This window comes from Burkholderia sp. 9120 (genome assembly GCF_000745015.1).
GTDB lineage: Bacteria > Pseudomonadota > Gammaproteobacteria > Burkholderiales > Burkholderiaceae > Paraburkholderia.
On record NZ_JQNA01000002.1, the window covers coordinates 4,840,306 to 4,858,525 of the forward strand.

At 60.9% G+C, this 18,220-nt stretch carries 19 protein-coding genes; 10 read left to right on the forward strand and 9 right to left on the reverse strand.

All coding sequences use genetic code 11. From position 1 onward, the window contains the following. Positions 1 to 145 precede the first annotated feature (145 nt). The gene (locus FA94_RS29675; protein ID WP_197070308.1) at positions 146 to 874 is read left to right on the forward strand and encodes a CDP-diacylglycerol diphosphatase; all 729 of its coding nucleotides are present in this window, start codon (positions 146 to 148) and stop codon (positions 872 to 874) included. A gap of 154 nt (positions 875 to 1,028) precedes the next feature. Continuing rightward, positions 1,029 to 2,081, forward strand: coding sequence for a fatty acid desaturase (locus tag FA94_RS29680; RefSeq protein ID WP_081936236.1), 1,053 nt, complete (start codon positions 1,029 to 1,031; stop codon positions 2,079 to 2,081). A gap of 81 nt (positions 2,082 to 2,162) precedes the next feature. Here FA94_RS29680 and FA94_RS29685 read toward each other — a convergent pair whose 3' ends face one another. The 4 genes from FA94_RS29685 to FA94_RS29700 form a co-directional block, all read right to left on the reverse strand. Beyond that, entirely contained in the window at positions 2,163 to 2,714 is a 552-nt protein-coding gene (locus FA94_RS29685; RefSeq protein ID WP_035558112.1) for a hypothetical protein, read from the reverse strand. A gap of 144 nt (positions 2,715 to 2,858) precedes the next feature. Then, entirely contained in the window at positions 2,859 to 3,551 is a 693-nt protein-coding gene (locus tag FA94_RS29690; RefSeq protein WP_231585058.1) for a hypothetical protein, read from the reverse strand. A 131-nt stretch (positions 3,552 to 3,682) separates the two neighbouring features. Then, the gene (locus FA94_RS29695; RefSeq protein ID WP_197070257.1) at positions 3,683 to 4,417 is read right to left on the reverse strand and encodes a TlpA family protein disulfide reductase; all 735 of its coding nucleotides are present in this window, start codon (positions 4,415 to 4,417) and stop codon (positions 3,683 to 3,685) included. A gap of 77 nt (positions 4,418 to 4,494) precedes the next feature. Beyond that, positions 4,495 to 5,889, reverse strand: coding sequence for an FAD-dependent oxidoreductase (locus FA94_RS29700; protein ID WP_035558118.1), 1,395 nt, complete (start codon positions 5,887 to 5,889; stop codon positions 4,495 to 4,497). 352 nt (positions 5,890 to 6,241) lie between these two features. On the opposite strand from FA94_RS29700, the gene FA94_RS29705 reads away from it, so the two are divergent. After that, complete coding sequence (locus FA94_RS29705; RefSeq protein ID WP_035558121.1) at positions 6,242 to 6,661, forward strand: DUF302 domain-containing protein; 420 nt, start codon at positions 6,242 to 6,244, stop codon at positions 6,659 to 6,661. 208 nt (positions 6,662 to 6,869) lie between these two features. After that, positions 6,870 to 7,853: a LysR family transcriptional regulator gene (locus FA94_RS29710; RefSeq protein WP_035558122.1), complete on the forward strand. Its 984-nt coding sequence runs from the start codon at positions 6,870 to 6,872 to the stop codon at positions 7,851 to 7,853. Positions 7,854 to 7,936: 83 nt separating this feature from the next. Here FA94_RS29710 and FA94_RS38290 read toward each other — a convergent pair whose 3' ends face one another. The 4 genes from FA94_RS38290 to cynS form a co-directional block, all read right to left on the reverse strand. Continuing rightward, positions 7,937 to 8,917 carry a hypothetical protein gene (locus tag FA94_RS38290; RefSeq protein ID WP_051980886.1) on the reverse strand — a complete coding sequence of 327 codons (981 nt, stop codon included), beginning with the start codon at positions 8,915 to 8,917 and terminating at the stop codon, positions 7,937 to 7,939. Between the two features lie 557 nt (positions 8,918 to 9,474). Continuing rightward, complete coding sequence (locus FA94_RS29720; protein WP_035558125.1) at positions 9,475 to 10,920, reverse strand: catalase; 1,446 nt, start codon at positions 10,918 to 10,920, stop codon at positions 9,475 to 9,477. Between the two features lie 69 nt (positions 10,921 to 10,989). Further along, complete coding sequence (locus FA94_RS29725; protein WP_035558128.1) at positions 10,990 to 11,700, reverse strand: HD domain-containing protein; 711 nt, start codon at positions 11,698 to 11,700, stop codon at positions 10,990 to 10,992. 279 nt (positions 11,701 to 11,979) lie between these two features. Further along, positions 11,980 to 12,450, reverse strand: coding sequence for a cyanase (gene cynS / locus FA94_RS29730; protein WP_035558130.1), 471 nt, complete (start codon positions 12,448 to 12,450; stop codon positions 11,980 to 11,982). Between the two features lie 330 nt (positions 12,451 to 12,780). Between cynS and FA94_RS29735 the strand changes: the two genes are divergently transcribed. The 6 genes from FA94_RS29735 to FA94_RS29760 all read left to right on the forward strand — a co-directional run bounded on the left by FA94_RS29735 (position 12,781) and on the right by FA94_RS29760 (position 17,006). After that, a complete protein-coding gene (locus tag FA94_RS29735; protein ID WP_035558133.1) occupies positions 12,781 to 13,113 on the forward strand; it encodes a BufA1 family periplasmic bufferin-type metallophore in 333 nt (110 codons plus the stop codon). 65 nt (positions 13,114 to 13,178) lie between these two features. Continuing rightward, complete coding sequence (bufB, locus tag FA94_RS29740; RefSeq protein WP_051980888.1) at positions 13,179 to 14,120, forward strand: MNIO family bufferin maturase; 942 nt, start codon at positions 13,179 to 13,181, stop codon at positions 14,118 to 14,120. Beyond that, positions 14,117 to 15,094, forward strand: coding sequence for a hypothetical protein (locus FA94_RS29745; protein ID WP_035558136.1), 978 nt, complete (start codon positions 14,117 to 14,119; stop codon positions 15,092 to 15,094). Before bufB ends, FA94_RS29745 begins: the two co-directional genes overlap by 4 nt. Before the next feature lie 7 nt (positions 15,095 to 15,101). After that, positions 15,102 to 15,983, forward strand: a complete 882-nt coding sequence (locus tag FA94_RS29750; RefSeq protein WP_051980890.1) for an HvfC/BufC N-terminal domain-containing protein — start codon at positions 15,102 to 15,104, stop codon at positions 15,981 to 15,983. Next, complete coding sequence (locus tag FA94_RS29755; protein ID WP_035558138.1) at positions 15,980 to 16,480, forward strand: DoxX family protein; 501 nt, start codon at positions 15,980 to 15,982, stop codon at positions 16,478 to 16,480. The genes FA94_RS29750 and FA94_RS29755 overlap by 4 nt, the downstream gene beginning before the upstream one ends. 70 nt (positions 16,481 to 16,550) lie before the next feature. Then, positions 16,551 to 17,006, forward strand: coding sequence for a DUF3331 domain-containing protein (locus FA94_RS29760; RefSeq protein WP_231585059.1), 456 nt, complete (start codon positions 16,551 to 16,553; stop codon positions 17,004 to 17,006). 13 nt (positions 17,007 to 17,019) lie between these two features. On the opposite strand, the gene FA94_RS29765 is transcribed toward FA94_RS29760, so the two are convergent. After that, positions 17,020 to 17,958 carry a helix-turn-helix domain-containing protein gene (locus FA94_RS29765; RefSeq protein WP_035558140.1) on the reverse strand — a complete coding sequence of 313 codons (939 nt, stop codon included), beginning with the start codon at positions 17,956 to 17,958 and terminating at the stop codon, positions 17,020 to 17,022. Positions 17,959 to 18,220 lie beyond the last annotated feature (262 nt).

The following is an 18,220-nucleotide window of genomic DNA, read 5'->3' on the forward strand; positions in this document are numbered from 1 at the left end:
TCCGCGCGCGACCTCCTTTGAAAATACCGACGAAATACCGATGATCGCACCGACAAAAACGCCAACCGATGCACCGTTGAAAACACACACGTCCCGCCTGTCACGGCGGGCTCTTTCGCGCCGCAGCGTCGGCCTGTTGTCTGCGATGGCCGCGCTGACCGTCGCGCTCGCGGCCACTGGCTGCGCACGCCTCGCCACGATCGATTCCAACGCGCTGTGGAAAATCGTCGACCTGCGCTGCGTGCCGTCGCAACAGGCAACCGGCACACCGGGCCAATGCACGACCGTCGATCTCGACCAACGCTATGCGATCCTGAAGGACATTGTCGGGCGGTCGCAGCATCTGCTGATTCCGACCGACCGCATCACCGGGATCGAAAGCCCGCTCGTACTGGCGCCGCACGCGCAGGACTATTGGGTCGATGCATGGGATTCGCGCCGTTACGTCGAGCAATCGGTCAAGCGCACGCTGCCCGACAATCAGCTCGGCCTTGAAATCAATTCGAAGTACCGGCGTTCACAGAACCAGTTGCATATTCACATCGATTGCATGCGTGGCGATATCAGCGACGCGCTTGCACGTCACGCGAAAGATGCACCCGGCGAATGGCATTGGGACACGCTCGACGGCAACCGCTACCGGATCATGCGCGTCACCACGCTGACGAACAGCGGCAATCCTTTCCGCGTCGTCGCACGCGATAATCCGGGCGAAGCGGCGATGGCCACGCAGACCATACTCGTGACGGGCGCGGGGCCGTCCGCGCAACAGGACGGCTGGCTGCTCGTGAATAGCGGCACCGAAGTGGACAACGGCAGCGGCACGGCGGAGCCCCTGCTCGATCACGCCTGCCGCGTGGCGGACGCGCATTGACCACCATTGACCGCCGGATCGGGCCGCACGCGCGCTGGCGATATGTACCCCGCCTAAGCACGTTCGGGCAGATGCATTGCTGAACAAAATGGTTCTGGCGGCGCCCATGGGTCCGTAGGATCGGTCTGAACATGCACTTCGACCGATCAAGCCCATGGCGTTTTACCTCGACGATACGCAGCGCAAAACCCTCGCCCAACTCGCGACAAGCTGGACATGGCGCACGCAGTGGCCGACATGGACGCTGATCGTCACGATTTACAGCGGATGGTTCGGTGTTGCCACCCATGCGCGCGAGCTCGGGTTGCCGCTTACCGTCGCACTGCTGGCTTTGCTCGGCGCGTGGTACATGTCACTGCAGCATGAACTGTTGCATGGTCATCCAACCCGCTCGCGCCTGTTCAATGCAGCACTCGGTATCGCGCCGCTTGCCGTGTGGTTTCCCTATGGCATCTATCGCAATTCGCATCTTCAGCATCATGACGATGCGCATTTGACGCACCCGGAACGCGATCCGGAAAGCTACTTCGTCAATGCATTGGTGTGGCAACGCGCGGGGTGGGCGATCCGTGCGTTGCTGACGTTCCGCAATACGTTTATCGGCAGATTGCTGGTTGGCCCGGCGTTTTCTATTGCAGCAACCGGTGTGGATGCACTCACCAAAGTCAGGCGCGGTGATTGGCGAGATGTGCCGGTGTGGTTTGCGCACTTTGCGGCGTTGACTGCTTTAACGCTGTGGTTGCGGAATGACTGCGGAATTCCGGCGTGGGCGTTTATTGTGGGTGTGGGTTACGGCGCGTTGTCGCTGGGTTCCATTCGCTCGTTTCAGGAACATCGCGTCGCGCAGGCTTCTGAACATCGTACGGTGATTAACGAAGCGTCGTGGTTCTGGCGGCTGCTGTTTCTGAACAACAACTATCATCTGGTGCATCATGACCTACCGCATGTGCCGTGGTTTGCGCTGCGGGGAATCTATGAGATGTCGCGTCAGCAATACGTTGAGCGCTCAGGTGGCTTTCTGGTCCGGGGTTACAGCGAATGGGTCACGCGCTATGGATTCGCTGCGGTCGCGCATCCCGTGGCGGCCGCTTCGTCCGACGTAGACCGGCGAAATCCGTCGCTCGGAACGCTCGCCAAATTCACGAATGAACGAAAACGCTCGACTCACGCACGAGCGTACCGGCGTCGCCCAACGGGTTTTCGGTGACGACCTCAAGCCGTAACTGACGATGCCGTCTGTGGTGCCATTCAACACCAAAGGGACTCCGGACGCTGCTGGCACTCGCGCTCAATTAGCCTTCAGCACATAAGCCGATTGACTATCGGGCCACCAGTTAATAACAAGAAGACGTCCAGTACTGACCTCAAGCGACTTGTTGAACGGGTCCAGAATTCCGGATGAATAATGAAACGCGCTGCCGTCCTTGGTCTTGATGAGAAAGATGACCGGCATCGACCGTAAGTCCTGCGGATTCGTGCACCGGATGATTTCGATGTTGGCCGGGTCCGCGTTTCCGGAGAAGCCGCTTCGCACCCCATCGCCGGGATATCCGCAGGCCGGGAAAGCCCAGCCATCGGGTACTGATGGACCGGTCAACTTCAGATAGCCGGCGGATATACCACCGCCTACATCAGGAGCGCTTCGGAAAAACTTGATCTCCGCGGACTCCGCCTGGAGCGACTGGCGACGCGACTGATCGACCACCTTGTATGAGCCGCTCAAATCGTTCTCATCAGACTGGCTCGATGGAACCGTGGTGACGCATCCCGTCAACAGACATGCCGTGGCAGCTACGGCGAAGACTGCCCGCGCGGCATTATTTTTGAGCGTGTTTTTCATCGTTGTGACCTTGTCTACATCGTCGGCAAAGTCTGTTTATCGGCATTTTCTTTGTGCGCTTTAGCCACATGCCTCAAAAGGCACACCGAGTTTGCTCTAATCCATGCTCCCGCCTTCACCCCACCAGTCCCGGCAATACCCGCATCAAGGCACCCGCGCAATCAATTGATGATGCGCGGTCTCGCCAATTGCGCCGCGCTCGCTGCCGTGCGTCTCGTTGTCGGAGTGATACACCACGAGCACGGCGTTGGCATGGCTCATCCGAGCCGGTGCAACCATGCTGACGTTTGCGAAGCCATTCGAATCGGCGACAAAAGAGTTGCCGTTTCCCGTACCGTCAACCGGCGTGAAACCAGTGGGTTGCTGGTCGAAGTGATTTTCGAAAAGGCTGAATTTCCCACCGGGTTTCAGGCCGTGCAACTGCACCGTTACGTCTTCCCGACCATCCGCGCGCGGCTTCAGCATCACGGTGCCACCGGCTGTGAACCATTGCCCGGCCGTCATCCCCAAGGGCGTACCTTTAGCCGTATAAAGATCCGTTGCGCCGGCATCGTCAATCTGTGCGTTGCGCACACCCGCAACATGTTCGATACCCTGCCAATAGCGCTCCGCCTGGGCGCTTTTGTCGTGCACGAAGACCTGCGGGTCGAGAATCGTTGGCGACGTCACCTCGCGGGAAAAATAGGCGGCATGTGTTTCGAACGGCAGCGTGACCGTCGGGTTGGTCTGCGCGTGCGCGAAGGCCGACAAACAGGAAAGGGCGCCAATGAGAAGAGAGATCAGTCGCATATTCAATGAAAGAACCGGAAGATTGTTATCGAAGAGACGTCGACGCATGGCCCACCAGGTTAAGACGAATTTCCTTGTCGCAATGACGCAGCGCCCCACCCGTTTCGCGCTGAGATCCGGAGCCGGGAAGGCCGTGATAAAAATGAACGGCAGCGTAGAGCCGAATTGAAAAAAAGCCGTTAATGAAGCGCGCCACGCGCCGTTTTCGGGTAGAGCGTCTCAAGTGCCTGCTCGAACGTTGCTCGCGAGAACGGCCCCAGATGCATTGCCAGCAGCTTGCCGTTCTGGTCGTAAAACAGCGTGGTCGGGAACGCTCTTGCGCCGACTGCGCGCGCAACGGCAAGGTTCGGGTCACGCGCGAGGTTGTGCAGCACAAGGCCGTGCTCCGTCACAAAGTCGTTCACTGCGGTTTCCGACTCCCCCTGATTGATAAACGCGATGTCCACCTGCGTGAAGTCTCTTTGCGCTTCGGCCAGAACGGGCATCTCGGCTCGACATCGCCCACACCAGCTCGCCCACAGATTCACGACTAGCGGCTTGCCGTCGTGATGGGCAAGGGGCTGCGGGTTGCCATTCATATCGAGCACCTCTACCGCGGGCAGAAATGCTGCAGGCTCTCCCGTGTCGGAGAAAGCCGTCGCCAGGCCCCAACTCGCGCATCCGGCAAAAACCGCGAGCATCGCGGCGCGGCGCACGTGTCGCCGCTTCGCGAGCAGCACTAGCAGAACCATCGCGCCGGCTACGGCGCCCGGTACCGGCTCGAAGCCGAGGTCGCGGAAATCGAGCATTTTCAGCACGTCTCCCCGATAGGCCGGCAGGTATTGCCCAACGAACGCGAGTCGGGACACCAACAGTCCGGTCACCACGCTATACAGAATGGTCGTTTCCGCTGCAGGGCCGCCATGGTTGGCCATGCGCGCCACCCAAAGCGCAATGCCGATGCTCGCCAGAAGAATGAGCGGCGCGACCGGGAACGAATAAGGGCCGATGTTCATTGATGGGCGGCGCGTGCCGGAACCTTGCCCAGCAGGATATTCAGGCCTTCGGAGATCAGCGGATGCGCGATGATCGCGTCGCGCACCGCCGTATAAGGGAGCTTGCCGATCATGGCCATCTGTACGGCCGTCACCACGTCGCCGGCGTTCGTGCCCAGCATCGTGAATCCCAGAATCTGGTCCGAATGCTGATCGACCAGAACCTTCATGAAGCCCTTCGTCGCTCCATTCGTGCGGGCGCGCGGCACGACCGCCATCGGAATCTTCGCCACCCGCACGTCGATACCGCGTGCCTTCGCTTCGGTTTCGTTCAGGCCGATGCGGCCGAGTTCGGGTTCGATGAACAGAGCGTAAGGAACGATGCGGTTTTTCGTCGTCATGTTGCCGCCAGCAAGTTGCGACTTCAGGACGCGGTAGTCATCGAACGATGCGTGTGTGAACATCGGTGTGCCCGCCACTTCGCCGATGGCCCAGGTGTTGGCGGCAGTCGTCGCGAGCCGCTCGTCGACCTTGATGAAGCCACGTTCGTCCGTTTCGACGCCGGCTGCGTCGAGCGCCAAATTCGTCGTCACAGGCGTGCGTCCCGCGGCGACGAGCACATGCGTGCCCGACACCAGCGCGCCGCTTTCCAGTTCGATCGTGACGGCGTGGCCCGACGTGCCCGTCACCTTAACCGGCCTGGCACCGACCAGAATCTCGACGCCCTCTTCGGCCAGCGCAGCCTGAATTTCCGACGTGACGTCTTCATCCTCGCGCATCGCAACACGGGGCGCTTCCTGAATGAGCGTCACGCTGCTGCCCAACCGCCGGAACGCCTGCGCCATTTCGAGGCCGATATAGCCGCCGCCGATCACGATCAGATGGTCCGGCAGCGAATCCAGTTGCAATGCTTCGACGTGCGTGAGCGGTTGTGCGTCTTTCAGACCCGGCACGTCGGGAATCGCGGCGGTGGTACCCGTATTGATGAAAACGTGCTCACCCTCGATGATCCGGGCAGCGCCTTCGTTCGTCTCGACATGAATCCTGCGCGGACCGACGAAGCGGCCGGTTCCCAATACCAGATCAAGGCCCGAGCCGAGAAATGCTTTCAGATTGATGTCCACCATGCCACTCACCACCGAGCGCACGTTACCGAGCACCTTTTTCATATCGGTTTTCGGGCCTTCGGTCACGTCGCTATCGTGCCGATGAGCATTGCGCACATGTGCGATCCGCGCATTCTGAATCAACGCCTTGGTCGGGATACAGGCCACATTGATACACGATCCGCCGATCATTCCGCGCTCGATCAGCGCAACCCGCTTGCCGGCTTGAGCCAGGTCCATCGCGAGTGTTTTGCCGCCCTTTCCGCCGCCGAGGAAAACATATTCATAGTGTTCGACATTCGACATCGCCAACTCCAGTTTGGGTTATCGCCCGGTGCGTTTCAACGGGAAGCGCATCGGCTCGGATCTCAGTGGCTGAATTCTATGAGCCCAACCGGCGTTTGCCGACGCTCGCGACGCTCGAAAACTAGCTCGATCGTCTCAATTGCCGCTATGAGTGTGAATAAAGATGACTTGTCACTCGAGTAACCCAGGCTATCCATGCGTATCGGTCCGGCTCGTTTTCGCGTTTGGGATGACTTGCCGCGTGAGACACTGGACGCTCACTTGCGCGCTATCGCCGGGACCAGTCGATGCTGCGCGATGCGACATTCGTCGTCCGCATGGCGATTTTCTTCAATTTTGGGAGCTACCGGTTATGACCCGTTCCGCCGCTGAATCGTTCGCACTTCCGCCCCACGTGATCAGCTTGCCGAGTAGCGCGGATTTTTCGACCACGGTGGCTCGTATCGAAGCCGCATTCGCGAGCCGCCATATCACTCTTTTCGCCAAGGTGGACCAGGCGCAGGCGGCGGCAGGTTCCGGCGCCGTTCTTCGGCCGACAGTTTTGCTGCTATTCGGCAATCCCGCGGCAGGTACGCCGATCATGGCGGCGAATCCGCATGCCGCGGTTGAATTGCCGTTGAAAGCCGTAGTGTGGGAGGACAGCGAAGCACGTGTCTACGTTGATTACCTCGACGTGACCCAGGTTCTGGCCGATGGCTATGGACTCGATCCCGCCTCGTTCGAAAAGCTCGAGAAGATTCCCGACATGCTGCGCAGCGCGATTACCGTCTGAAGAGGCAAGCGCCCCGCGTGCTTTGCGGGGCGCGTCGCCTTTCGCCTTACCCCTCCCGTCCTTCCACCACACGTTGCTACGGCATACGTTCGTCTAGGGTCGCCTGTCCAAAGACGGCGCGCGGCTAGTCGTTCGTAGAATGGGACTGCAGTGCGTACGCATCTATTCTTGTCATCAAGATTGCAACGTCACAACCGGGAGAAATGAAATGCATACGATCAAGTGTCTTGAGCTATTCAAGGCAGTCGCAGAACATAAAAGTTTTTCGAGGGTCGCCGCTGCAAACAACATCTCTCCCAGTGCGGTGACGCGTGCCATCCAGGAACTCGAAACGGAACTAGGTGTCCGGTTGTTTCACAGAACAACGCGAAAACTTTCGGTAACGGACGTCGGCATGTCGGTCTACAACCGGGCGGTCTCGTTGCTCGACAACTATTCGGAGATCAAAGGCATCAGCGAAGCGTGCGCCGGTACGATGAGCGGAACGGTGCGGGTGGCGATACAAAGGCTTCTTGGATTTGACTCCCTGTCGTTAACGCTGGATCAATACATGCGTTCCCACGATAACGTGACGGTGAGCGTCGATTTTTTCGACGCCGGAGATGACCCCCTCGCCTCTGGAGCAGACCTAGCCATCTCGTTGCAGAGCGAAGTTCGTGATGTCTACATTGCCAGGCAGATTGATTCTTTGGGCATGTCGCTCTTCGGCGGCAAGCGGTTCTTGGCGGAGACCCGTGCTTTGTTCCCTTCTGATCTTCTTCCGCAACAGCGCATGTCACCTGGCGGAAGCCACTGGGATCTAATAGCCCGTGGATCAGAAAGGCACCTGGTGCTTCCTTGCAGCTCCCGTTTTCGCTCAGCGAGCCCGCAAGCCATTGCATCGGCTGCTGTACAAGGGTTTGGAGTTGCCTTGCTTTCGTCCGCGATAGCGAATCCTCACGTGAAAGCCGGAGAGCTTTTCCCCGTTTTTGAAGCCTGGAGATCGCTACCAGTGCCGGTGTCAATCAGCTATCGTTCTCGTCAGTTCGTTCCTGAGCGGGTGCGCGGCCTGATTGCTTACATCAGTGACACGATGGGTCTTCGGAATCGTAGTGACCCGTCACTATCCGTCCGTAACCTTATTCAGTCTGCCCAGATTGAGAACGCGGATGAGGTTCTTCAACCTCGCGAGCTTGAGACGTGTAGCCCGTAGGGAACGCGAGAAAGGCTCTGGCGAATGGATAAAGCGACATACGTTCGCGGCTGTCGCTCATCCGGCGCTGATCGCGTCTCCCCCTACACCGACTGTATCGTCCCAAACGAACGTCCAGCGCTCCCCGACCGCAGCGACGACGACTCGGAAGGCAGCGCCGGCACCACACGGGGCGACGGATTCGACGCCGTGCGTGCCGACCCGTAGGCAAACGCCGCACCCGCCATCCACGATAGCGAGGACGCCGTGCCGTACCAGGCCGCACTCGTCGTATCGTTCTCCGACGACGCACGGACGGACGCCGCCGACAACCCGGCCGCCGCGAGATTCGCTACGCCGCTCGCGATCTGCAGCCCGCGACTGAATCTGCCGCGCGTACCGTCGAGCGCGGCGTGCGCCATGCTGGTGACCGCGCTCAAGCCCCATGCCGCCGACGATGCATAACCGAGATTCGTCTGCGTGCTGTCCGTATTGAACACGGACGCAGTACTCAACGCCCCCGCGCTAAAGTTCATGAAGTTGCCGAACGATGCCAGCCGGCTGGAGGGCTGCGTATTGCTCGCCTCCGACAACCCCGCAGCGCCGCCCCATAACACCCCGCTTACGGCGCCGCTTGCCGTCGAAGCGACGGAACCCGGTACGACTCTCGACGCCACCAGCGACGCCCCCGCGGCCAGACCATCGACCAGCGGTGCGAATTTGCCCACTTTTTGCCGTGCGGTTTCGGGGCTCGCGGGCTGTTGCGCCACCTGTTGTACCGCTTGTTGGCCGCCCTGCTGCAAGGGCGGCTGCGCAGGCGGATGAAGCGGTTGCGACGGCGCCAGATCGATCGCGACATGGTCGGGACGCGGCCCGGAAGCCTCACTGCCCGACGGCCGATGCAGCATCGGCGACAGCACCGGCGAGTTCGAGCCGCTGGACGGATTGTGCTGCATCGGTGTCAGCCCCGGCCCGTTCGATCGGTTCGACGGCGGAGGACGCATCGGCGACAGCGTCGCCGCACGCTCGGGGCTGCTGTGCGGCGGCGGGGTCATCGGCGACAGCACCGGGCTGCTGGCATGCATACCGATCGGGAGAGGCGCGCTCCGAGGCGGCGGCCTACCGCTGCCGACCGCTCCGTGCCCAGGGTCGTAGCGGGGCGTGGGCGGATGGAAGACTGGATCGCTTTTTGCGTTGAGCGGCTTCGGGCCTTTACTTCCGTTGCCATCGGATTGCCGCATGAGATTGTCCTGGCGTCAGGTGGGTAAGCTCAAGAAGAAGGCGAACAGACCCAGGCTGATCGAATGCTTCTCTCACCCCTCCTTCACACAAGCTTCGTGCCAGTTGGCCGCCAATGTGGCGCGCGCCTTGCTCCACAAGACCCACGCCGCAATCCGGCGGCGCTCGCGCACGCCTTGCTATGGGCGCGAATTCACCCAGGCCGGCGCTTGCTTCGATGGCGAAACCACTCGTCCGTTAAGCGTGAATCCGCGTTGTACCGAGGTTGTTTCGTCGGGTGCGAGATGGGAAAAAATCGCCCCCTCTGGATCGAATCGAACCCTGGCGTCATGAGCGATGAATCCCCTTCCCGTGCTCGGCTATTCCAGGCGAACGAGGGAGAAACGCATCTCCCTCGCCACCCTCACTCCCGTTCAAGCGCCTCGATCGCTCCCGCAACACCCGCACCATAAGCAGGATCCGCCTGACTGCAATGCTCGATATGCAACTGCTGCACCGGCTTCGACACGCCATTCAACGCACGCGCCGTGTTATCGAACAACGTCTGCTGCTGCACGGCCGTCATGTTGCGGAACAGCGCGCCCGGCTGCGAATAATAGTCGTCGTCGACGCGATGATTCCAGTGATCGGCCGCGCCTTCTATCGACAAAGGCGGTTCGCGATAGTCGGGCTGTTCCTGCCATTCGCCCCGCGTGTTCGGCTCATACGGCGTGGCGCCACCCGTATTCGCATCCACCCGCAACAGCCCGTCGCGATGGTAGCTGTGCACGTACTTCGCACCACGCGGCGCATTCACCGGCACCTGGTGATAGTTGACACTCAACCGGTAACGTTGCGCGTCGCCATACGAAAACAGCCGGCCTTGCAACATCTTGTCGGGCGAGAAACTGATGCCCGGCACCACGTTGGCGGGTGCAAAGGCGGCCTGCTCGACATCGGCAAAGTGATTGTCGGGATTGCGGTTCAACTCCATCACGCCGACTTCGATCAGCGGATAGTCGCGCTTCGGCCAGACCTTGGTCAGATCGAACGGATTGATCGGATAACCGCCTGCTTCTTTCTCCGGCATGATTTGCACAAACAGCGTCCAGCGCGGAAACTCGCGCCGCTCGATCGCTTCGTACAGGTCGCGATGGTGCGTTTCGCGATCGCGGCCCACCAGCGCTTCGGCTTGCGCGTCGGTCAGGTTTTCAATGCCCTGCTGCGAGCGGAAATGGAACTTCACCCAATACCGTTCGTGCGCGGCGCTGATGAAACTGAACGTGTGGCTGCCGAACCCGTGCATATGGCGGAACGTCTTCGGAATGCCGCGTTCGCTCATGACGATCGTGACCTGATGCAGCGCTTCCGGCAATTGCGTCCAGAAGTCCCAGTTGCTCTCCGCGCTACGCAACCCCGTGCGCGGGTCGCGCTTGATCGCGTGATTCAGGTCCGGGAACTTCAGCGGATCGCGCAGGAAGAACACCGGCGTGTTGTTGCCCACCAGATCCCAGTTGCCTTCTTCGGTATAGAACTTCAACGCGAAGCCACGAATGTCGCGCTCCGCGTCGGCCGCGCCGCGCTCGCCCGCCACCGTTGAAAAGCGCGCGAACATTTCCGTCTTCTTGCCGACTTCAGAAAAAATCGCGGCCCGCGTGTACTTCGTGATGTCGTGTGTGACCGTGAACGTACCGAATGCGCCGGACCCTTTCGCATGCATGCGCCGCTCGGGAATGACTTCACGGTCGAAGTGAGCCAGCTTCTCAAGAAACCAGACGTCTTCGAGCAGCGCCGGGCCGCGTGGACCGGCGGTGCGAATATTCTGGTTATCGACGACGGGTGCGCCGAAAGCGGTAGTGAGCTTTTTCATCGGAGATCCTGTATCAAACCGATATGACAAGCGTGGTCATGACCGGTGGGGACTGTTCGAATGCTGGCGTCATTCACCCTGTGCCGCTGCCCCGCCTGTGCATGCGCAACCGGCATGATGAGCGTGGTCGGCGCGACTGTCGTCCCATGCCGAGCCGAGAATGATCTGGCAGAAGTTCAGCCGCTTGTACGACGGATCGCGCAGCTCCAGCACGTCGGCCTTGACGTTGCCGAAAGTCGTCTCGGGCTTCTTGATCGTCCCTTGCGCGAACGCGTCGATAATGCCGTTCTTGAAGGTCTTTTCGCGCGGGTGGGCGGCCACCACCTGGTTGCGCTGATCGTCGCTGAACTCGTGGTAGGTCAGACCCAGCACGTCCATCTCGACCCCGGCGGTCACGAGCGCGACCACCGGCTTCATGTGTTCGGGAACGCCCGGCGTCGTATGCAGCGCGATCGAAGCCCACACCTGCTCGATGTCGTACTCGTTCATGCGGTACTGCGTCATGAAATCGCGCGCGGCATTCGCGCCGTCCACTTCGAAGCGATAGCTCTCGCTGCTATAGGCCGGCATCAGGCCCATGTCGTGGAACATCGCACCGAGGTACAGCAGTTCCGGGTCGTACTTCAGGCCTTTGCGGTTGCCGCTCAGCGCGCCGAACAGGAAGACGCGGCGCGAATGGTTGTACAGGAGATCGGTTTCGGTATCGCGAACCAGTTCGGTCGCGGCGCGTGCAATGGCGCTGTCGGGTATTTCGATGCCTGCGATGATGGTGTTAGTCATGTCGGTTCCTTCGCTGATGGGTGAAGGGAGGACACACACGCCCTCCCGATGTCCGCCTGGTGCAGTGGTTTGCGTCCAGGCCTCGCGGTGAAACCAGTATTGGCTAACGGCCGCCGGCGGGCAACGAAGTTGGGCCGCTGAAGTCTGCCAACGTTGCCGTGTAAGCTGCCATTGGGCTTTGGCACGGCGCGTTGCCAGGCGGAACACCTCGCCTGGCTGGCAGACTCCGGCGGCTATGACGACTCCACTCGACTCGACTTGACCCGACTCCCTACCCGCTCAGAACGGCTTGGTCGGCAGATACTTGCCGTCGAGCGTGATCACCGCACGCGAACCGCCCTCCGGATCGTCGACCTTCTGGATATCGAGCTTGAAATTGATCGCACTGATAATGCCGTCGCCAAACTTCTCGTGCACGAGCGCCTTGAGCGTCGAACCGTAGACCTGCACCATTTCATAGAACCGGTAGATCGTCGGATCGGTCGGCACGCCCCCAGGAATACTGCCGCGCACCGGCACGGTCTGTAACAGGCGCACGGCGTCTTCATCGAGATCGAGCTTGGCGGCGACGACCCTCGCCGCGTCCGCGGGCAGTGGATGCTGGCCGAGCAGCGCGGCCGTGACGAAGGCGAGACTCAGACCGGTCCCTTCATTGATCTCTTCAAACGTCAGGTTCTTGCGAATCTTCGCTTCGATGACGACATCGGTCAGGTTCTGGCGGGAGCTTGGGTTGACTTGCGATTGGATCATGATGGTTCCTTCGGTTGAAAACACAGGATTCACGCAGCCAGGGAGAGCCGCGCAGGCGTGGCACAGCCATCAGGATACGCGGCGAGCGAAACGAAGCGGTTTGTCGTGCCCCGTCAGCTTCCGCGCATTGATCGCAATCCCGTACCAAATGGCACAAGACCGTGCAATCTTCGGCCGGGTCTGGTTCCGTATGCTCTCTGTGCAGCGACCCACTATCGCTGGCATACCAGAACGGGGCCGGGCACGACCGTTGTTCATACCGTACACGCGGCATCAGCGTGGTCACCGGGCCTCCAGATCGCTGCTCTCTCTCAACGTTGGAGAAATCGTATGGCCAATTACAAAACCACCACTCTCGTCGTCGGTGCGTTCGCTGCCGCTCTCGCCGCCTTGACGGCCACCTCCGCCAGCGCACAGGAATTCACCGCGGCGCAGAAGAAGATTCAGGCCGAGCATACGGCGCTCGTGAAGTCGGGCAAGGTCGAGCCCTGCTTCGGCACCGCAATGAAGGGGCAAAACGACTGCTACGCAGGGGCGGGCACCACCTGCGCCGGCACCAGCACGACGGACTATCAGGGCAACGCATTCAAGCTGGTGCCCAAAGGAACCTGCACCGGCATCTCCACACCGAGCGGCCCCGGCAGCCTGTCGCCGAAGGCCTAACATCGATCGGCGGCCGGGCTTCGTCGAGCCCGGCCTCGCAGTGCTCACCGCAACAATGGTTCGCCATGTCAGAGTCATTCCCGCACGACGCCCGACAGAGCCTGCCTCAACGCGCCGGGGTTGGGCTTAAGGCGCAGCACTACCACACGATCCTCGAATCGCGGCCGGACATCGGCTTTTTCGAGGTTCATGCGGAAAACTATATGGGCGCCGGTGGTCCGCCGCACCGCTTTCTGTCCGCCATACGCGAGCGCTACCCGCTATCGATTCATGGTGTCGGTCTGTCGATCGGCGCGGACCGGCCGCTCGACCGGGATCATCTCCAGCGCCTCAAATCGCTCATGGCCCGCTATACGCCAGGCCTGTTTTCCGAACACCTGGCCTGGTCCAGCCACGACTGCGGCTTTCTCAACGACCTGCTGCCGGTTCCCTACACCGCCCAGAGCCTCGCGCGCGTAGCGGACCACATCGACCAGGTGCAGGAGGTGCTCGGCCGGCCGATGCTGCTGGAAAACCCGTCGACGTACCTCGCTTTCGAGGAAAGCACGTATTCGGAGACCGACTTCATTGCCGCCGTCGCACAGCGCACCGGCTGCGGTCTTCTGCTCGACATCAACAACGTGTACGTCGCGTCGATCAACCAGCAGTGGGACCCGTTGGCCTATATCGACAACTATCCGCTCGCGGCGGTGCAACAGATTCATCTGGCCGGTCACACACGCGAGGCAGACGAAAAGAACCGTCCGCTGCTGATCGATACACACGATCGTCGCATTGCGGACATCGTGTGGGAACTCTTCGCACGGGCGATCCGCCGGACCGGTCCCCTTCCCACCTTGATCGAATGGGACGCGAACTTACCCGACTGGCCGACGCTCAAGGCGGAAGCCGAGCGCGCCGACAGCGTCGTTCAGACCGTCATGCTACCGGTCGGTATCGACCACGTAAGCAGCCGGCCGCCATTCATCGCCACGCGTCACCCGCACACAGAGGTGCAGACAACATGATCAAGCGACAAGTCCTGGTGTATTACGCGTGGAGCCGGCCAGGCGAGAACGGTGCACCGCTCCATGTGATCGACGACCGGTTTCCGGCCCTCTTCGAAAGTCGCAGGATGGGTTTCCCGCGATTCCACGAATTCTCCGACCCGCACGAGTTCGATCAGAGCATTACCGGTTTCCTCGACCACATCATGAAGCGCAACTTCACCGCCTTTGTCGAACTGGCGGCGGCGTTGACGGGCCAGAGTGTGACGGAGATCGAACGCGTCGCGGACGACGGCACCCTCACGCCGCTCGACGCGCATCTTCTGAACGGCGTCGACACGCTGATCGTCATCAGTTTCGACTCGCTGCGCACCGCTCAAACGGCGGGCAGCGATGAGATCGACGCGCTGCGCACCTTCCTTGGACACGCCGACCATCTCGCCTTCATCTGCCCACACCACGATATCGGCGATGTCACGGGGCTGCCGGAAAACGAGTTACTGGATCGTCAGATCGCCGAATTTCATCATCACGGCGACACGACGATTCCACCGCGGCAACGGTTCGGCGGGTTCGCGCGTTCGTTGCTCGCGGCTCTTGGCGTACCGGTGGAAAACCGCTTCGGACTCAGGCCGTTGGCTGAAGCGGATGGAACGCCAACGCCGATCGAAGCGGATACGGCACTCGATCGATTGGGCCTGCTTCAACGAGTTGGCACGTTCAATCTGCACGCGCATTTACCGCAGCTCGAACGACTCGGCGAGGCCGTCGAAAAACTCGATGTACTGGTTCGTCAGCGAATCGATCTCCACGCGCCGCCGCATCCGTTCACCGCTGACCGCTCGACCTTCGATGCGCTCCTGCAGTCTCGACCGGATACGTTCGCCGGCAGCCTGCTCGTGAGCGATACGACGCTCTGGAGTTCAACGGCTGGCGGTGTCGACAGTCTTCGCGAGTTGTGGACGAATGTCGTTCAACGCCCGCTACGAACCTGAGCGCGTAATGGCACACCAAAACTTGCTCCAGGCATCCGCTGAAGCGTCGAGCGGCAGAGCCGACGTCCGCGCGGGTCTGCTGCCCGATTGCTTATGCGACCGGCAGAGGCACTTCGCTGCGGCGCTACTGGATCCGGGTAGCCCCGTTCCTCCCGGCCTGGTCGGCCCCGATCACGAACCCAGCGAAAAGCGCTTTAACGTCTATCGGAACAACGTCGTGGTTGGCCTCGTCGAGACGTTACGGGCGGCTTATCCTGCCGTGTGCCGCCTTGTCGGCGACGACTTCTTCGCGGCGATGGCGCGCGTCTACGTCGCACTCGAACCGCCGAGGTCGCCCATCATGCTCAACTATGGCGAAACGTTCGCGGCGTTCATCGAACGATTCGAGCCGGCGAATAGCGTGCCGTATCTGGCCGACGTCGCCCGACTCGAACGGGCGTGGGTCGAGGCATATCACGCCGCGGAGGCGCTGCCGATCGACCCCGCGCGACTCGCCACGATCGACTCGCAAAGCCTGCCTCAGGTCGTCTTTGCGCTGCATCCTTCGTTACGCGTCGTACGGTCGTCGTTTCCCGCCGTGCGGATATGGCAGATGAACATCGACGGCGGTGAGCCCACCGCTATCGACCTATCCAGCGGCAGCGAAAATGCCCTCGTCGTACGCCCGCTTGCCGAAGTGGAGGTACGCCAGGTGCCGGCAAGCGCAGCGACTTTTATCCAGAGCGTTGCGGCGCACGCGTCGGTCGCCGAAGCGACGACCCTCGCTTTCGACGAAGACGCCGATTTCGATCTGGCCGGCACCCTTCGAGACCTGTTCGCGATCAACGCGATCGTCGGATGGCGTCTTCAGGAAGCCGCCGAATTCAGCCCCACCGAGAGGGTCGCATGAATCAGATTAGCGCACGGACCAAGGGCCGCTTCGAACTGCTGATTCGCACGGCGTTGGAGCACATTCAGGCGCTCGGCTGCATGCTTGCACCGCCCATGCTGCGAATCGCCCTCGCGCTACCGTTCTTTCGATCCGGTCTGACGCGATGGGACGGCCCGCTGTCCATTTCGCCCGCTACGCTTTACCTGTTCGAGAATCAATTCAAGGTTCACGCGTTCGGCGGCGCCTATGGTTTCCCGGCACCCGACACGGTCGCGCTTCTGGTGGCCGTGGCGGAAATAACCTTCCCTATTCTGCTGGTGCTCGGATTCGCGACCCGGTTCGCGGCCTTGGCGTTATTGGTCATGACCGGCGTGATCCAATTGGTCTTCCCCGATGGCTGGGCGAATTTCCATCTCTATTGGGCGTCGCTCGCCGTGGCGATCATGGCGCTCGGTGCGGGACCTGTGTCGCTGGATCGTCTGATAAGCCGCTGGTTCTATTCACGCGATATCTGACGATCGCATCAATGCCATTGCGCCGGTCAATCCGCACGACTCGCGTTTAGATTCTTTCCAGAGAGAAACAATGGACCACCCCGAGACCGCCGATGCGTGGAAGTACTCTCTCGACTTGCTATTGCGGATGCAGTTGCCGAAACCGCGCTGCGATTCCCGTTCCGTTTCCGGCGCGGACGCGCACGGTTGTGGCAAGCGCACCGATGTTGCCACCCGTGGCAAGCGACGCGCTCGCGTGCTCCGCGAGCGGGCTGTCCATCTGCACATCGTGGAGAAATATTCGAGTTCGGCGATCGCGGTCTGCTGGCGCGACGCGACTTCCGGGTGTTATGGCGAGCAATTGTGGAAAGCCGTCACGGCGCGGGCCGGGGCGACTTGCGCGTTAAGCGGTTTGCGGATTCGTCGCGGCGACGCGGTTTTTCGGCCTTGGGCCCGTGGCTATAAGCCGATCAATGGCGACTCGATGATCCTCGCATCGGCAGTCGAGCAAACCGCTCAGGAGGCGTGCGATTTACTCGCGCAGTAAGCAGGGTTCGACGTTATTCGCGCGCGCCTTTCATCGCACGCCGTCTGCCGTTTTCCCGCGCGAACGCGGCCGGCGTGCAGCCCACGTGACGGTGAAAACGCCGGGTAAAGTGGCTCTGATCCGCAAAGCCCGTCATGAGTGCGATTTCCGAAAGCGGAATGGCGGTTTCCAGAATGAGCGATTGCGCGCGACGAATCCGGCATTGTTCGACAAAGCCGATCGCCGTCATTCCCGTGCTCTGCTTGAACAGGCGCGTAAAGTGGAAACGGCTTACGTTCACTATGCCGGCAAGTTCAATGAGCCCGATCGGTCGATCGAGATTCTCTTCCACGTACGCGGTGATCCGCGCCACTTCGACCCGGCTCAACGCCGGCAAAACCTGCGGTACAACGGCTTCAAAGACGTTGTAACTACGAAGCAGGTGCGCCGCGAGCGCAAACGACATCTGATCGACAATGAGCGTCTGCGCGGGATGCGCCTTCCGGTCCAGTTCGCCGATCAGCACCTGCGCGATGTGTTCGATGATGGGATCTTTCGTCTCGAACACATTCCGAATCTCGATCTGCGACGTGCTACGGCGGCCAATCTGCTCGGCGGCCGATTCGATCAGCGCGGTCGGAATACGCAATCTTGCGGTTGCGGAGGCACTCCCTTCCCACAACGAGTCGTATCCGGCCGGCATGAGCATTGAAACGCCTGCCGTAACCAGACTTTCGTGGACGGTCCCGTCGCGGCCCTGCACGAGGCGCGCGCTGCCGGTCGGGCAATAGCAGATCAGATGATGATCGAGCGCGGGATAGCGCTCGGATACGTCGGGGAGCGGAGCGTACATGTCGACCGTGACGCCTGGCCACTCCCGCTCGCGCGTGGTCGCCGTGGGACGATGCGACAAGACATGCACGATCTCGTCGATGGTGACAGGTTTATCCGCGGTTTGAGAAATCGTTGACATGTCACAGTGCCGGATCTGCTTGCTTCGAGCCGAAATGCTAACACGACAATAGTCCCGCTCGGGACGCCGTGAATCACTTTGGAAAACGAAAAATCAGCACACGATCCAGCGTTCCATCATGAACGCCGCGATTGTGTTCTTCAGGCATCAAGTATCAACCAAACTGAGCACGAGTGTTCAATTCAACGCTCGCGCGTTCTGCTACGCTGAAGTCACCTTTCTATGTCGCGACCCATTTCGACTGGCCGCGAGGGCGACCGCC

Coding starts and splice junctions, on each gene's coding strand:
- FA94_RS29735 (WP_035558133.1), top strand. CDS start 12,781: ATGGCCAATTACAAAACCACCACTCTCGTCGTCGGTGCGTTCGCTGCC.
- FA94_RS29710 (WP_035558122.1), top strand. CDS start 6,870: ATGCATACGATCAAGTGTCTTGAGCTATTCAAGGCAGTCGCAGAACAT.
- FA94_RS29695 (WP_197070257.1), bottom strand. CDS start 4,417: ATGGCCAACCATGGCGGCCCTGCAGCGGAAACGACCATTCTGTATAGC.
- FA94_RS29700 (WP_035558118.1), bottom strand. CDS start 5,889: ATGTCGAATGTCGAACACTATGAATATGTTTTCCTCGGCGGCGGAAAG.
- FA94_RS29720 (WP_035558125.1), bottom strand. CDS start 10,920: ATGAAAAAGCTCACTACCGCTTTCGGCGCACCCGTCGTCGATAACCAG.
- FA94_RS29760 (WP_231585059.1), top strand. CDS start 16,551: ATGGACCACCCCGAGACCGCCGATGCGTGGAAGTACTCTCTCGACTTG.
- FA94_RS29755 (WP_035558138.1), top strand. CDS start 15,980: ATGAATCAGATTAGCGCACGGACCAAGGGCCGCTTCGAACTGCTGATT.
- FA94_RS29750 (WP_051980890.1), top strand. CDS start 15,102: ATGGCACACCAAAACTTGCTCCAGGCATCCGCTGAAGCGTCGAGCGGC.
- FA94_RS29685 (WP_035558112.1), bottom strand. CDS start 2,714: ATGAAAAACACGCTCAAAAATAATGCCGCGCGGGCAGTCTTCGCCGTA.
- FA94_RS29675 (WP_197070308.1), top strand. CDS start 146: ATGGCCGCGCTGACCGTCGCGCTCGCGGCCACTGGCTGCGCACGCCTC.
- bufB (WP_051980888.1), top strand. CDS start 13,179: ATGTCAGAGTCATTCCCGCACGACGCCCGACAGAGCCTGCCTCAACGC.
- FA94_RS29690 (WP_231585058.1), bottom strand. CDS start 3,551: ATGCGTCGACGTCTCTTCGATAACAATCTTCCGGTTCTTTCATTGAAT.
- FA94_RS29765 (WP_035558140.1), bottom strand. CDS start 17,958: ATGTCAACGATTTCTCAAACCGCGGATAAACCTGTCACCATCGACGAG.
- cynS (WP_035558130.1), bottom strand. CDS start 12,450: ATGATCCAATCGCAAGTCAACCCAAGCTCCCGCCAGAACCTGACCGAT.
- FA94_RS38290 (WP_051980886.1), bottom strand. CDS start 8,917: ATGCATGCCAGCAGCCCGGTGCTGTCGCCGATGACCCCGCCGCCGCAC.
- FA94_RS29745 (WP_035558136.1), top strand. CDS start 14,117: ATGATCAAGCGACAAGTCCTGGTGTATTACGCGTGGAGCCGGCCAGGC.
- FA94_RS29680 (WP_081936236.1), top strand. CDS start 1,029: ATGGCGTTTTACCTCGACGATACGCAGCGCAAAACCCTCGCCCAACTC.
- FA94_RS29725 (WP_035558128.1), bottom strand. CDS start 11,700: ATGACTAACACCATCATCGCAGGCATCGAAATACCCGACAGCGCCATT.
- FA94_RS29705 (WP_035558121.1), top strand. CDS start 6,242: ATGACCCGTTCCGCCGCTGAATCGTTCGCACTTCCGCCCCACGTGATC.